The 14116-nt window shown below is 62.1% G+C and carries 14 protein-coding genes; 10 read left to right on the forward strand and 4 right to left on the reverse strand.

Annotation, left to right across the window (positions count from 1 at the left end):
* Positions 1-158: 158 nt before the first annotated feature.
* The 10 genes from pcaK (at position 159) to pcaC (ending at position 10095) form a co-directional block, all read left to right on the forward strand.
* Entirely contained in the window at positions 159-1505 is a 1347-nt protein-coding gene (pcaK, locus tag NN484_RS02890) for a 4-hydroxybenzoate transporter PcaK (RefSeq protein WP_096797042.1), read from the forward strand.
* Between the two features lie 262 nt (positions 1506-1767).
* A complete protein-coding gene (locus tag NN484_RS02895) occupies positions 1768-2625 on the forward strand; it encodes a CoA transferase subunit A (RefSeq protein ID WP_003222404.1) in 858 nt (285 codons plus the stop codon).
* Positions 2625-3404 carry a CoA-transferase subunit beta gene (locus NN484_RS02900; RefSeq protein WP_274658548.1) on the forward strand — a complete coding sequence of 260 codons (780 nt, stop codon included), beginning with the start codon at positions 2625-2627 and terminating at the stop codon, positions 3402-3404. The genes NN484_RS02895 and NN484_RS02900 overlap by 1 nt, the downstream gene beginning before the upstream one ends.
* Positions 3401-4606 (forward strand): 3-oxoadipyl-CoA thiolase, encoded by a 1206-nt coding sequence (gene pcaF / locus NN484_RS02905; RefSeq protein WP_215501506.1) that lies wholly within the window; start codon positions 3401-3403, stop codon positions 4604-4606. The genes NN484_RS02900 and pcaF overlap by 4 nt, the downstream gene beginning before the upstream one ends.
* 37 nt (positions 4607-4643) lie before the next feature.
* Entirely contained in the window at positions 4644-5348 is a 705-nt protein-coding gene (pcaH, locus tag NN484_RS02910) for a protocatechuate 3,4-dioxygenase subunit beta (protein WP_127649673.1), read from the forward strand.
* Position 5349: 1 nt separating this feature from the next.
* Positions 5350-5916: a protocatechuate 3,4-dioxygenase subunit alpha gene (gene pcaG, locus NN484_RS02915; protein WP_127649674.1), complete on the forward strand. Its 567-nt coding sequence runs from the start codon at positions 5350-5352 to the stop codon at positions 5914-5916.
* A gap of 265 nt (positions 5917-6181) precedes the next feature.
* Entirely contained in the window at positions 6182-7477 is a 1296-nt protein-coding gene (locus NN484_RS02920; RefSeq protein ID WP_127649675.1) for an MFS family transporter, read from the forward strand.
* A gap of 46 nt (positions 7478-7523) precedes the next feature.
* Complete coding sequence (locus tag NN484_RS02925; RefSeq protein WP_274658549.1) at positions 7524-8888, forward strand: 3-carboxy-cis,cis-muconate cycloisomerase; 1365 nt, start codon at positions 7524-7526, stop codon at positions 8886-8888.
* 12 nt (positions 8889-8900) lie between these two features.
* A complete protein-coding gene (gene pcaD / locus NN484_RS02930) occupies positions 8901-9692 on the forward strand; it encodes a 3-oxoadipate enol-lactonase (RefSeq protein ID WP_274658550.1) in 792 nt (263 codons plus the stop codon).
* 10 nt (positions 9693-9702) lie between these two features.
* On the forward strand, positions 9703-10095 hold the full coding sequence (pcaC, locus tag NN484_RS02935; RefSeq protein WP_127649678.1) for a 4-carboxymuconolactone decarboxylase: 393 nt from the start codon (positions 9703-9705) through the stop codon (positions 10093-10095).
* 104 nt (positions 10096-10199) lie between these two features.
* On the opposite strand, the gene NN484_RS02940 is transcribed toward pcaC, so the two are convergent.
* The 4 genes from NN484_RS02940 to NN484_RS02955 all read right to left on the reverse strand — a co-directional run bounded on the left by NN484_RS02940 (position 10200) and on the right by NN484_RS02955 (position 14082).
* Positions 10200-11018: a methyltransferase domain-containing protein gene (locus NN484_RS02940; RefSeq protein ID WP_215501511.1), complete on the reverse strand. Its 819-nt coding sequence runs from the start codon at positions 11016-11018 to the stop codon at positions 10200-10202.
* A 21-nt stretch (positions 11019-11039) separates the two neighbouring features.
* The gene (locus NN484_RS02945; protein ID WP_215501512.1) at positions 11040-11417 is read right to left on the reverse strand and encodes a DUF1641 domain-containing protein; all 378 of its coding nucleotides are present in this window, start codon (positions 11415-11417) and stop codon (positions 11040-11042) included.
* A gap of 26 nt (positions 11418-11443) precedes the next feature.
* Positions 11444-12634 carry an NAD(P)/FAD-dependent oxidoreductase gene (locus tag NN484_RS02950; protein ID WP_274658551.1) on the reverse strand — a complete coding sequence of 397 codons (1191 nt, stop codon included), beginning with the start codon at positions 12632-12634 and terminating at the stop codon, positions 11444-11446.
* 188 nt (positions 12635-12822) lie between these two features.
* The gene (locus tag NN484_RS02955; protein WP_127649682.1) at positions 12823-14082 is read right to left on the reverse strand and encodes an OprD family porin; all 1260 of its coding nucleotides are present in this window, start codon (positions 14080-14082) and stop codon (positions 12823-12825) included.
* Positions 14083-14116 lie beyond the last annotated feature (34 nt).

Raw genomic sequence — 14116 nt, forward strand, 5'->3', positions numbered from 1 at the left:
AAGAGGCAACTCACCATGCGCATGCTCCCCGACTGTCTCAGCCCCATTCTCTGTTGCCGGATTCACCGCAACGCCTGATCCAGACCTTCTATTCTTGTGACCGTGCCGCTCGTTGGCCGGCCGCTGTTCGACTGCGTTTTTTGCGTGGAATAAAAATAATGAACCAGCCTCAGTCCGCTGTAGGTAACTGCCTCGACGTGCAGACCTTCATCAATGCCCAACCGATCTCGCGCTATCAGTGGCGGGTGGTGATCCTGTGTTTCCTGATTGTGTTTCTCGATGGCCTCGACACCGCGGCGATGGGGTTCATCGCCCCGGCGTTGTCTCAGGACTGGGGCATCGACCGCGCCAGCCTCGGCCCGGTGATGAGCGCCGCGTTGATCGGCATGGTTTTCGGCGCACTGGGTTCCGGCCCTCTGGCTGACCGCTTCGGGCGCAAAGTCGTGCTGGTTGGTGCCGTCCTATTGTTTGGCGCCTTCAGCCTGGCCTCGGCGTACAGCACCAACGTCGAACAACTGCTGGTGCTGCGCTTCCTCACCGGCCTTGGGCTGGGCGCCGGCATGCCCAACGCCACCACGCTGCTCTCGGAATACACCCCGGAGCGCAAGAAGTCGTTGCTGGTGACCAGCATGTTCTGCGGCTTCAACCTCGGGATGGCCGGTGGCGGCTTCATTTCGGCGAAGCTGATCCCGGCGTTCGGCTGGCACAGCCTGTTGCTGATCGGCGGGATCCTGCCGTTGATCCTCGCCGTGGTGTTGCTGTTCTGGTTGCCGGAATCGGCGCGCTACCTGGTGGTGCGCAATCGCGGCACTGACAAAGTACGCAAGACCTTGTCACCGATCGATCCGGTTGCCGTGGCGCAGGCGTCGAGTTTCAGCGTGCCGGAGCAGAAAACCGTCAAGGCGCGCAACGTGTTCGCGGTGATTTTCTCCGGCACCTACAGCGCTGGCACCTTGTTGTTGTGGCTGACCTACTTCATGGGCCTGGTCATCGTGTACCTGCTGACCAGCTGGCTGCCGACCCTGATGCGCGACAGTGGCGCGAGCATGGAGCAGGCGGCGTTCATTGGCGCGCTGTTCCAGTTCGGCGGGGTGTTGAGCGCGGTCGCGGTGGGCTGGGCGATGGACCGCTTCAATCCGCACAAGGTTATCGGCACGTTCTACCTGCTGGCCGGGGTGTTTGCCTACGCGGTGGGGCAGAGCCTGGGCAACATCACCTTGCTCGCAACCTTGGTGCTGGTGGCCGGGATGTGCGTCAACGGCGCGCAATCGGCAATGCCGTCGCTGGCGGCGCGGTTTTATCCGACCCAGGGTCGGGCGACCGGTGTGTCGTGGATGCTCGGGATTGGTCGCTTCGGCGCGATTCTCGGGGCGTGGATGGGCGCGACGTTGCTGGGCCTGGGCTGGAATTTCGAGCAGGTGCTGACGGCGCTGGTGATTCCAGCGGCTTTGGCGACGACGGCGGTGGTGATCAAGGGCATGGTCAGTCATGCGGATGCCACCTGATATCGCGGTGTAAGCCGAAAAGATCGCAGCCTTCGGCAGCTCCTGCAAGGGACGAATTCCAAATGTAGGAGCTGCCGCAGGCTGCGATCTTTTGCTGACGATACGAAACGATAGGGAAGCAACAATCTGTTCGATAAACGAACACTCAGTCGATTATCGGATTGTTTGGCGATTTTCAGCGGCTTAATCTGCAGTGACTCCGGCGCTGAACCTCGCGCCTTTTTATCACTGGCGATTCACTACAAAAACGGGAGCCTGCTCCATGGCTGAGATCCTTTCGCTGCACGACGCGGTGAAGCAATTCGTCAACGACGGCGACACCGTCGCGCTCGAAGGCTTCACTCACCTGATCCCTACGGCGGCAGGTCATGAAATCATTCGTCAGGGCAAGAAAGATCTGACCCTGGTGCGGATGACGCCTGACCTGATCTACGACCAACTGATCGGTGCCGGTTGTGCACGCAAGCTGATCTTTTCCTGGGGCGGCAACCCGGGTGTGGGTTCGCTGCACCGTCTGCGCGATGCGGTCGAGAAGCAATGGCCGCATGCGCTGGAGATCGAAGAGCACAGCCACGCCGACCTGGCCAATGCCTACGTCGCCGGCGCTTCCGGCCTGCCATTCGCTGTGCTGCGGGCCTACGCCGGCTCCGACCTGCCGAAGGTCAATCCGCTGATCAAGTCCGTGACCTGCCCGTTCACCGGTGAAGTGCTGGCGGCAGTGCCGTCGGTGCGTCCGGACGTCACCGTGATCCACGCGCAGAAAGCCGACCGCCAAGGCAACGTGTTGCTGTGGGGCATTCTCGGGGTGCAGAAAGAAGCCGCGCTGGCGGCCAAGCGCTGCATCGTCACCGTCGAGGAAATCGTCGACAACCTCAACGCGCCGATGAACGCCTGCGTGCTGCCGACCTGGGCCCTGAGCGCGGTCTGCCACGTACCCGGCGGCGCGCATCCGTCCTACGCCCATGGTTACACCGAGCGCGACAATCGTTTCTATCAGGCGTGGGACCCGATCGCTCGCGACCGTGAGACGTTTACCGCGTGGATCAACGAATACATCCACGGCTGCGCTGACTTCAGCGAGTTCCAGGCCAAGTTGGCTGCTGCTTCGGAGGCCAAGTAATGACTTACACCACCAATGAAATGATGACCGTCGCCGCGGCCCGTCGCCTGAAGAACGGCTCGGTGTGCTTCGTCGGCATCGGCTTGCCGTCGAAAGCGGCGAACCTGGCGCGTCTGACCTCATCGCCGGACGTGGTGCTGATCTACGAATCCGGCCCGATTGGTGCCAAGCCGAGCGTGCTGCCGCTGTCCATTGGTGACGGCGAACTGGCGGAAACCGCAGATACCGTGGTGCCGACCGGTGAGATTTTTCGCTACTGGCTGCAGGGCGGGCGCATCGACGTCGGTTTTCTCGGCGCCGCGCAGGTTGACCGTTTTGGCAACATCAACACCACCGTGGTCGGCGACTATCACTCGCCGAAAGTGCGTCTGCCGGGTGCCGGTGGCGCGCCGGAAATCGCCGGTTCGGCGAAGAGCGTGTTGATCATTCTTAAACAGTCGGCGCGTTCGTTCGTCGACAAGCTCGACTTCATTACCTCGGTCGGACACGGCGAGGGCGGCGATTCGCGCAAGCGTCTGGGCCTGCCGGGTGCCGGGCCGGTCGGGATCATCACCGACCTGTGCATCATGGAGCCGGAAGCGGGCACCCATGAGTTCGTGGTCACTGCATTGCACCCCGGCGTGACCCGCGAGCAAGTGATCGCGGCCACCGGTTGGGCGATCCGTTTTGCTGACAATGTAGTCACCACCGCCGAGCCGACCGAGGTCGAGTTGACCGCGCTGCGCGATCTGGAAGCGCGCACCGCCGCGGCCCACGGCCAGGCACCGGGAGAAGCTTGATGCGTGACGTGTATATCTGCGACGCGATTCGTACCCCCATCGGCCGTTTCGGCGGTGGACTGTCCGCCGTACGCGCTGACGATCTGGCCGCCGTGCCGATCAAGGCGCTGATGGAACGCAATCCCTCGGTGGACTGGAACGCGATCGACGAAGTATTCCTCGGCTGTGCCAACCAGGCCGGCGAAGACAACCGCAACGTGGCGCGCATGGCGCTGCTGCTGGCCGGCCTGCCGGACAGCGTGCCGGGCGTGACCCTCAACCGTCTCTGCGCTTCGGGCATGGACGCGATTGGCACGGCATTCCGCGCGATTGCCAGCGGCGAGATGGAGCTGGCGATTGCCGGCGGCGTCGAGTCGATGTCCCGCGCACCGTTCGTGATGGGCAAGGCTGATGCGGCGTTCTCGCGCAACATGAAACTGGAAGACACCACCATCGGCTGGCGTTTCATCAATCCGTTGATGAAGGCGCAGTACGGTGTCGATGCGATGCCACAAACCGGCGACAACGTCGCCGACGACTATAAAGTGTCGCGCGCCGATCAGGACGCTTTCGCCCTGCGCAGCCAGCAACGCACTGCCGCCGCGCAGGCGGCGGGCTACTTCGCCGAGGAAATCGTCGAAGTGCGGATCGCCCACAAGAAAGGCGAAACCGTGGTCAGCCAGGACGAACATCCACGCGCAGACACGACGATTGAAGCGCTGAGCAAACTGAAACCGGTCAACGGCCCGGACAAGACCGTCACCGCCGGCAACGCCTCCGGGGTCAACGACGGTGCGGCTGCGCTGATTCTCGCTTCTGCCGACGCGGTGAAGAAACACGGCCTGACCGCCCGCGCCAAAGTGCTCGGTATGGCCAGCGCCGGCGTCGCGCCACGCGTCATGGGCATCGGCCCGGTGCCGGCGGTGCGCAAACTGATCGAGCGTCTCGGCGTGGCGGTCAGCGATTTCGATGTGATCGAACTCAACGAAGCCTTTGCCAGCCAGGGTTTGGCGGTGCTGCGCGAACTGGGGCTGGCCGACGATGCGGCACAGGTCAACCCGAACGGTGGCGCGATTGCCCTGGGTCACCCGTTGGGCATGAGCGGCGCGCGGCTGGTGCTGACCGCGTTGCATCAGCTGGAAAAGACTGGCGGCAAGAAAGGTCTGGCGACGATGTGCGTCGGAGTAGGGCAGGGTCTGGCCCTGGCGATCGAACGCGTCTGACGCAACGCGTCGACTGATAAGAACAGAGGAAAGCGAAATGACTGACAAGCCTGGCTACCGTCGTCCGCAGGAAGGCACCCAGCCCGAGTACCTGCACCCGACGTATCAATCCACCAACCTGCGCTCGCCGTCCAAGCCGTTGGTGTTTCTGCCGCATTCGTTGTCGGAGATCACCGGCCCGACCATCGGTGCCGAACGCGTCGCCGACAAGGATAACGACCTGACCGCGCAGCACGACGGCGAACCGTTGGGCGAACGGATCATCATTCACGGCCGTGTGCTCGACGAAAACGGCCTGCCGGTGCCGGGGATTCTGGTGGAGATCTGGCAGGCCAACGCCGCCGGCCGCTACAACCACAAACGTGACCTGCACGACGCACCGCTGGACCCGAACTTCACCGGCACCGGCCGCACCGTGACCGACGCCGACGGCTGGTATCAGTTCCAGACCATCAAGCCCGGCGCCTATCCGTGGGGCAACCACCACAACGCATGGCGCCCGGCGCACATCCACTTTTCGCTGTTCGGGCCGAGCATTCTCACGCGTCTGGTGACGCAGATGTATTTCCCCGGCGACCCGTTGCTGGCCTACGACCCGATCTACAACTGCGTGCCGGACACCTGCGCCAAGGAACGTCTGATCGCCGCTTTCGATCTGGAAAAAACCATTCCGTCCTACGCCCTCGGCTATCGCTGGGACATCGTCTTGCGCGGCCGCGATGCCACGCCGATGGAGAAATAAGATGACGCTGACTGCCACCACGTCCCACACCGTCGGGCCGTATTACCACATCGGCCTGACCTGGCTGAACCGCGAAAACCTTGCGGTCGAACAAACCCTCGGCGAGCGCGTGGCGATCACCGGCCAAGTCGTTGACGGCAATGGCGATGTGGTCAACGACGCGATGCTCGAAGTCTGGCAGGCCAACGCCGCCGGCAAGTACGCGCACCCGGAAGACGAGCAGGACAAACCGCTGGACCCGCATTTCGAAGGGTTCGGCCGGGTGCCGGTGGACGCTGAAGGGCGTTTCCGTTTCACCACGATCAAACCGGGCACGGTCGAAGGCCTGAAGGGCTCGACCCAGGCGCCGCATCTGGTGGTGCTGGTGTTTGCCCGTGGCCTGGTCAAGCACTTGCTCACGCGGATCTACTTTGAAGGCGAGTCGGCGAACGTTGATGATCCGTTGCTGGAGTGTGTACCGGCTGAACGTCGCAGCACATTGCTGGCCAAGCCGGACGCCTCGGGTGTTTACCAGTGGAATGTGGTTCTGCAGGGGACTGATGCAGAGACGGTGTTCTTCGATTACTGATTCAGCACAAAATCCTGGATCAGGAATCAACTTGTGGCGAGGGGGCTTGCCCCCGTCGGCTTGCGAAGCGAGCCTGAAACCTGCAAACGCATGTTGTCAGATGAATTGAGTGTGCTGGTTCGGCGACTGCTGCGCAGCCGTACGGGGGCAAGCCCCCTCGCCACAGGTCTGCGGTCTACAAGGGAACTGTGTTGGATGTATTCGTGGAACGGGAGTGTTGCGAAGTGTGTCTAGACTCTCACCTGTCCCCTCAGAGTAAAAAACAATGACAACTACCACCGCTCATTACACCGGCGAAGAGCGCAGCAAGCGCATCTTCGCCATTGTCGGTGCTTCGTCCGGCAACCTCGTCGAATGGTTCGACTTCTATGTCTACGCCTTCTGCGCGATCTATTTCGCCCCGGCGTTCTTCCCCTCCGATAACCCCACGGTGCAACTGGTCAACACGGCCGGGGTGTTCGCTGCCGGGTTCCTGATGCGCCCGATTGGGGGCTGGATCTTCGGTCGGCTGGCGGACAAGAAGGGCCGCAAGACCTCGATGATGATTTCGGTGCTGATGATGTGCTTCGGTTCGTTGCTCATCGCCTGCCTGCCGACCTATTCCAGCATCGGTGTCTGGGCGCCGCTGCTGTTGCTGTTCGCGCGGCTGCTGCAAGGTTTGTCGGTGGGCGGCGAGTACGGCACCACAGCGACCTACATGAGTGAAGTCGCGCTCAAGGGCCAGCGCGGGTTCTTCGCCTCGTTCCAGTACGTGACCCTGATCGGCGGACAACTGCTGGCGGTGTCGCTGGTGGTGATCCTGCAACAGTTCCTCAGCGAAGACGAACTGCGCGCCTACGGTTGGCGGATTCCGTTTGTGGTCGGTGCGGTGGCGGCGGTGATTTCGCTGTTCCTGCGGCGTTCGCTGAAAGAAACCACCAGCAAGGAAATGCGCGAGAACAAGGACGCCGGCAGCATCCGCGCGCTGTTTCGCGATCACAAGGCCGCGTTCATCACCGTGCTCGGTTACACCGCCGGTGGCTCGCTGATTTTCTACACCTTCACCACTTACATGCAGAAGTACCTGGTGAACACCGCCGGCATGCACGCCAAGACCGCCAGCTACATCATGACCGGCGCGCTCTTCCTGTATATGTGCATGCAGCCACTGTTCGGCATGCTCGCCGACAAGATCGGCCGACGGAATTCGATGCTCTGGTTCGGCGCGCTCGGCACGCTGTTCACCGTACCGATCCTGTTGAGCCTGAAAAGCGTCAGCAGCCCGATTCTGGCCTTTGTGCTGATCACCGTGGCGCTGGCGATCGTCAGTTTCTACACCTCGATCAGCGGCCTGGTGAAAGCCGAAATGTTCCCGCCTGAAGTGCGCGCCCTGGGCGTGGGACTGGCCTACGCGGTGGCGAATGCGATCTTCGGCGGTTCGGCCGAATACGTGGCCCTGAGCCTGAAAGCCGGGGGCATGGAAAACGCCTTCTACTGGTACGTCACGGTGATGATGGCGGTGGCGTTCCTGTTCAGCCTGCGCTTGCCGAAACAGGCGGCGTACTTGCACCACGATCTCTAAACCGATGTGCGCGGGCCGTGCAGGCCCGCGCCGGCAAGGACTGTTTATGACTCAGCGACCGGGCAATCAATTGTTCGATGCCTACTTCACTGCCCGCGATATGCGCGAAGTGTTCTGTGATCAGGGCCGGGTGCAGGCGATGCTCGACGTCGAAGCGGCGCTGGCCCGGGCCGAGGCGCGGCTCGGGGTGATTCCGGCGTCCGCCGTTGCACCGATTGCCGCTGCATGCAACGCCGGTCTGTATGACTTCGCCGCGCTCGGTGAAGCCATTGCCACGGCAGGCAATTCGGCGATTCCACTGGTCAAGGCGTTGGGCAAACAGATTGCCGCGACCGACGCTGAGGCCGAGCGTTATGTGCACCTGGGGGCCACCAGTCAGGACGTGATGGATTCCGGGCTGGTCCTGCAATTGCGTCAGGCGCTGGCGTTGATTGAGAGCGCTCTGGCAGCTCTGGCCGATTCGCTCGCCACTCAAGCCAAGCGTCATGCGGCGACGCCATTGGCCGGGCGCACCTGGCTGCAACACGCGACACCGGTGACCCTCGGGATGAAGATCGCCGGTTGGCTCGGTGCGGTGACCCGCAGTCGTCAGCGTCTGCGCGAACTCAAGCCACGTCTGCTGGTGCTGCAGTTTGGCGGTGCGTCCGGCACGCTCGCGGCGCTCGGCGAACAAGCATTGCCGATCGCCCAGGCATTGGCCGAAGAGCTGCAACTGACGCTGCCCGAGCAACCGTGGCACACCCAGCGTGATCGCATCGTCGAGTTCGGCGCCGTCCTCGGTTTGATCGCCGGCAGCCTCGGCAAACTCGGTCGCGACGTCAGCCTGTTGATGCAGACCGAAGCGGCGGAAGTGTTCGAGCCGTCGGCACCGGGCAAGGGCGGTTCGTCGACCATGCCGCACAAGCGCAACCCGGTGGGTGCGGCGGTATTGATCGGCGCGGCGACCCGGGTGCCGGGCCTGGTGTCGACGTTGTTCAGCGCCATGCCCCAGGAGCACGAACGCAGCCTCGGTCTGTGGCATGCCGAATGGGAAACCCTGCCGGAGATCTGCTGCCTGGTGTCCGGCGCATTGCAGCAGGCGCAATTGCTCGCCGATGGCCTGGAAGTCGACGCCACGCGCATGGCGCGCAATCTCGAATTGACCCAAGGGCTGGTGCTGGCCGAAGCGGTGAGCATCGTCCTGGCCCAGCGCGTCGGCCGCGACACCGCGCATCATTTGCTCGAACAATGCTGCAAACGTGCGGTGGCCGAACAACGCCATCTGCGCGCGGTGCTCGGCGACGAGCCGCAAGTGACTGCCGAATTGAGCAGCGCTGAACTGGATCATCTGCTCGACCCCGCGCATTACCTCGGCCAGGCACAAGCCTGGGTCGAGCGCGCAGTGGCCGAACACAACGCATTGTCTGTCTGAAAGGAGAGGGCTGTGGCTTTCGTTCAACTCGCCGATGGCGAACTGCATTACGTTATTGAAGGCCCGGTCGATGCGCCGGTGCTGGTGCTGTCCAACTCGCTGGGCACCGATCTGCACATGTGGGACGCGCAGATGCCAGCGTTCACCGAGCACTTTCGCGTGCTGCGTTTCGACACGCGCGGCCATGGCCAGTCGCTGGTGACACCGGGCCCTTACAGCATCGAGCAACTGGGCCGTGATGTACTCGGCTTGCTTGATGCGCTGCACATCGAACGCGCGCATTTCTGCGGACTGTCGATGGGTGGTCTGATCGGCCAGTGGTTGGGGATCAATGCCGGTCATCGTCTGCACAAACTGATCGTGTGCAACACCGCAGCGAAGATCGGCGACCCGTCGGTGTGGAATCCGCGCATCGAAACCGTGCTGCGCGACGGCCCGGTGGCGATGGTCGCACTGCGTGATGCGTCGATTGCGCGTTGGTTCACCCCGGATTTTTCGGCGGCCAATCCGGGCGCGGCGAAGAAAATCACCGACATGCTCGCGGCCACCTCGCCTGAAGGTTATGCGGCCAATTGCGCGGCGGTGCGTGATGCCGATTTCCGTGAGCAATTGGCCTTGATCAACCTGCCGTTGCTGGTGATTGCCGGTACTGAAGATGCGGTGACGCCACCGTCCGGCGGGCATTTCATTCAGGAGCATGTGCGCGGCGCCGAGTACGCCGAGTTCTATGCCGCGCACCTGTCCAACGTGCAGGCCGGTGCGGCTTTCAGTGATCGTGTGTTGGCGTTTCTGAACGCTCAGTGAGGGGAAGTCTGTGGACGAGAAACAACGTTACGACGAAGGCTTGCAAGTGCGCCGCGCGGTGTTGGGCGATGCTCACGTCGATCGCAGCCTGAATGCGCTGACCGAGTTCAACTCGGAATTCCAGGAGATGATCACCCGCCACGCCTGGGGCGACATCTGGACCCGCCCGGGCCTGCCACGGCACACCCGCAGCCTGATCACCATCGCCATGCTGATCGGGATGAACCGCGAGGCCGAGCTGAAACTGCATTTACGCGCAGCGGCGAACAATGGCGTGAGCCGCGGCGAGATCAAGGAAGTGATCATGCAGAGCGCGATTTATTGCGGGATCCCGGCGGCCAATGCGACGTTCCATCTGGCGGAGTCGGTGTGGGATGAGCTTGGGGTCGAATCCCGGGATTGATGATGCCTGAAGTGACGCCATCGCGAGCAGGCTCACTCCTACATTGGAACGCGTTCAACTGTAGGAGTGAGCCTGCTCGCGATGGCGATATTTGCGGTGACACATCACACTCTGGCGACTATGAAAATCCGCTTGAACGGAAACAACGTACGCCCGTTTTTTTCCTGCGGGTAATGCGCCTGCACCCGCATCAGGAAGTGGTAGATAAATCGCGCCTGTTCCTGTGACGTGAGTGCCTGCATCACCGGCCTCAGCGCCGAGACCTTCACCCAGTCATAGATCGGCGACTTGCCGTCGACCACCTGCAATTGCTCGGTTTCCCAGATGTCCAGCGACGTGGTCAGCGGCGCCAGCAAGCGGTAGTAATCCTCCAGCGCCAGCAACGACCGCGCTGCCATGCGCTGGCGCAGTTCAGGCGTGCCCAATGGCGTGCCTCCGTGCCCAGCGTTATCCAGCGTATTGAGCATCAGTCGATACCACAGCGCATCGCGCCAGTCGGGCATGTGCGCCGCCAGACAGCCGCCGGGACGCAGATGCCCGAGCAGGCGCGGCAGCAATTGTTGATGATCGCCAATGAAGTGCAACACCGCCGCCGCGAGCAGCAGATCGGCCGGTTGTTCGGGGTGCCAGTCGAGCAGGTCGCACTCTGTCCACTGGGCGCTGATTGGCAGGCATCGCGCTTGATCAAGCATCTGTCGCGAACTGTCGACCCCATGCAGTTGCGCACGCGGCCAACGCTCGGCCAGCAATTGCGTGGCGATGCCGGTGCCGCAACCCAGGTCATAAATGCGTTGGGGGTTGTCCAGGTCGACACGGTCGAGCAATTCATTGACCGGGCGTTGCCTGAGACGGGAAAACTGCTGGTACGCCTTGGCGTCCCAGTGGGTGCAGGCGTTCCCTGCCGTTTCGAGTCTTGCGCTCATGAGGAGGTCCTCTCTGGCGGATTACAGTTGTCGTCCAATGACGTTAAGGGTTTTGAGGGCAACGGCCACGCCTTTGCGTGTGTCCTCTTCATTCAACAGTTTGAGTAACGCCAAAAGGCCTGGCGCTGACGATTGTGCGGATACCTCGGCTTTGGCCACACGTACTGCATTGCTGACAGTCCAGATGGCGGCAGTGCCGTTCTCGAACAACTGCGCGAGTTTCTCCACCATGGCGGCGTCGAGCAAATCGACCGTGTCCGAGACCAGCGACAGCAGGTCGACCAGATTGTCCAGCCGACCGTTGTCGATCAGGGGCTGCAGTTTTTCCATCAAGTTGTTCAAACCCGGTGTGGCCGGTATCCCGTCCGCGCCGGCTGCGTTTCCATCAGGCGGGTTCATCGCTGTTCACTCCTCCCTGTGCAGGGTCAAAGCATGCCGCGGGCAACGGCCCAATACAGGCCGCGGTTGAAACCGTTTCTGAGCAGACCGCCGAGTTTGGTCGGGGGTGTCGGCAGAACGTCGTGCGCGTAGTCGTACCACAGCGGCATGCCGGCATTGAGCCCCATCTGCGCCACGGCTTGAACCCGTCCGTCATAAACGCTGACGGTCGATCCCAGACGAATTTCTCCGGCAATGTTGTTGGCAATGACCGGCGCCTGGTTATGGCAGGCGCCTCCCGCCTTGCTCACCGGCAGATCGACGGTGTCGCCAATCACGTAGACGTTCTCCAGGCCGTAAACCTGCAGGGTTTCGTGATGGGTCGGCAGCCAGCCTTCGTTGTTCGGCGCCTGTGAGGCACCCGATTGCAGTACCGCATCCACGGCACGGATCGGCGGGGTCGCCATCAGAATGTCGAAGGGCTGGGCATCGCCCTCGGCCGAATAGGCAATTTTCTGATCGGCATCGACATGGCTGAGGGTAAAGCCGCGTTGGTAGAGGATGTTCTTTTGTTCAAAGATGGCGGGGAGCACATTGCCGGTCGGGCGCTGCAGAAACAGGCAATTGCGCAGCAGTTGGGCAACGGTGGGGTAGGTGTAGACGATCTCCACGTGGTCACGGACGCCGCGCCGGCGCAGGAAGTCATCGAGCATCAGCGTGGTTTCCACCGGAGCGATACCGCATTGATGCGGGACATTGGGGGTCTGTGGAAACGAGACGGTGATGAAGATCCGGCCTTTCTTGATCGTACTCAAGCGCTGCGCCAATTGCCGGGCCGGCTCATATTGATAGAAGTGGTCGCCGGCTTCCTGCAACCCTTCGATGCGCTCCGGTGCCGGTACACAACCGGTGGCGATTACCAGGAAGTCGTAGCTGTAGCGCTTGCCGCTGCGGGTTTGCAAGCTCTGAGCGGGGAAATCGAAGCGCGTGACGTCTTCGACGGCAAAGGTAATTTCCGGGCGCAGCAACGATCGCTCGGGGCGTTTGAGTTCCTCGGCAAAGAATTGATTGAACGCCACGTACATGAACGCGGGTTTGTAATAGTGATCGGGGGAGTTGGACAGCAATGTAATCGTGACGTCGCCGCGTAGAACTTCGGGATACAACTTGCCGACCAGTTGATTGGCCAGCATGGTTCCCCCTACACCGCCACCGACGATAACTATTCGCTTGCTCATACCTGACCTCCGTGGCCAAGGCAGCTTCGCGTACAGCATCCGGAGATAACGGAAGAAAACTAAGGGCTCCTACATCAGGCTGGAGAATTTACACACCCTTTTGACTGTATCTGCGCCTCGACAAATCGCCAGTGCGGGCCGACCAGTGGTTGCGCCGGCACTGCTCATGCAGCGCCGGCGTCCGGTTTTCAGAGCAGGCTGATCGGATAGCTGATGATCAGGCGGTTCTCGTCGAACTCGTTGTTGCTGAAGTCGCGGCGCAGGGTCGAGTTGCGCCAGCGCACGTTCAGGTTGCGCAGGGTGCCGCTTTGCACGGTGTAGCCCAGTTCCGATTCGCGGCCCCATTCCTTGCCGTCGGTGGTGGTCCCGGAGTGCACGTTGTCGCCGCTGATGTAGCGGTTCATCAGGGTCAGGCCGGGGATGCCCAGAGCGGCGAAGTTGTAGTCGTGGCGCACCTGCCATGAGCGCTCTTGGGCGTTGTCGTAGCTGGCGTTGTAGCTGTCGTTGGCCAGGGTGCCGCCGCTGGTGCCGTTGACCCGCATCCAGGCGCTGTCGCCGGTGAGTTTTTGCAGGCCGACGTAGAAGGTGTTGCCGCCGTACCGGGCCGAAAACATCCCCGACCAGGTCTTGTTGTCCAGCTCACCGGCGCGGGCGCTGCCGTCATCCTTGCCGTAGAAGAACCCGAGGTTGGCGCCCAGGGTCCAGTCGCCGAGCGGCTGGCTGTGGATCAGGTTGACGTATTGCTGGCTGTAGATGTCCTTGAGTTCGGCGTTCCACAGGCCGATCTGCGTGCGTTTTTCGTTGAAAACGTATTCACCGCCCTGGAAGTTGAAGCGATCGGAGGTGAACGCCGATTTACCGAACATCGACATGTCGCTCATGCTGCTGTCGTCGCGCGGGCTGTTGGCGCGGAACTGCCCGCCGTACAGGGTCAGACCATCGATCTCCTTCGAGGTGATCTGGCCGCCACGGAAGGTTTGCGGCAGCGAACGCCCGTCATCCGAACGCAGGATCGGCAGCACCGGCATCCATTCGCCGACCTTGATCTCGGTCTGCGACAGCTTGGCCTTGAATGCCACATTGGTGCGGCCGAAGTTGTCCGCCGGACGACCGTCATGGTCCAGCGGCAACAACTGGGTGCCGCCCGTGCCTTTGCCGCCATCAAGCTTTACAGAATACAGGCCGAGCACGTCCATACCGAAACCGACGGTGCCTTGGGTGAAACCGGATTTGGCGTCGAGGATGAAGCTCTGCGTCCACTCTTCAGCCTTGCCCTGTGCCTTGGTCGGGTTGGTGAAGTTGCGGTTGATATAGAAGTTGCGCAGGTTCAGGTTGGCGCTGGCGCCTTCGACAAAACCCGCTTCTTCGGCGAGGGCGGGCAGGGCGGCACCGGTCAGGGCCAGGGCGATCAGGCCGGGAATTGCGTACGGCGCAGGGGAGGTGCTCATGGGCTCGGGGCTCTCTTGTTTTTGTAAGGCAAAC

The organism is Pseudomonas serboccidentalis (assembly GCF_028830055.1).
Taxonomy (GTDB): domain Bacteria; phylum Pseudomonadota; class Gammaproteobacteria; order Pseudomonadales; family Pseudomonadaceae; genus Aquipseudomonas; species Aquipseudomonas serboccidentalis.

Coding starts and splice junctions, on each gene's coding strand:
- pcaK (WP_096797042.1), top strand. CDS start 159: ATGAACCAGCCTCAGTCCGCTGTAGGTAACTGCCTCGACGTGCAGACC.
- NN484_RS02895 (WP_003222404.1), top strand. CDS start 1,768: ATGGCTGAGATCCTTTCGCTGCACGACGCGGTGAAGCAATTCGTCAAC.
- NN484_RS02900 (WP_274658548.1), top strand. CDS start 2,625: ATGACTTACACCACCAATGAAATGATGACCGTCGCCGCGGCCCGTCGC.
- pcaH (WP_127649673.1), top strand. CDS start 4,644: ATGACTGACAAGCCTGGCTACCGTCGTCCGCAGGAAGGCACCCAGCCC.
- pcaG (WP_127649674.1), top strand. CDS start 5,350: ATGACGCTGACTGCCACCACGTCCCACACCGTCGGGCCGTATTACCAC.
- NN484_RS02920 (WP_127649675.1), top strand. CDS start 6,182: ATGACAACTACCACCGCTCATTACACCGGCGAAGAGCGCAGCAAGCGC.
- NN484_RS02925 (WP_274658549.1), top strand. CDS start 7,524: ATGACTCAGCGACCGGGCAATCAATTGTTCGATGCCTACTTCACTGCC.
- NN484_RS02940 (WP_215501511.1), bottom strand. CDS start 11,018: ATGAGCGCAAGACTCGAAACGGCAGGGAACGCCTGCACCCACTGGGAC.
- NN484_RS02945 (WP_215501512.1), bottom strand. CDS start 11,417: ATGAACCCGCCTGATGGAAACGCAGCCGGCGCGGACGGGATACCGGCC.
- NN484_RS02950 (WP_274658551.1), bottom strand. CDS start 12,634: ATGAGCAAGCGAATAGTTATCGTCGGTGGCGGTGTAGGGGGAACCATG.
- NN484_RS02955 (WP_127649682.1), bottom strand. CDS start 14,082: ATGAGCACCTCCCCTGCGCCGTACGCAATTCCCGGCCTGATCGCCCTG.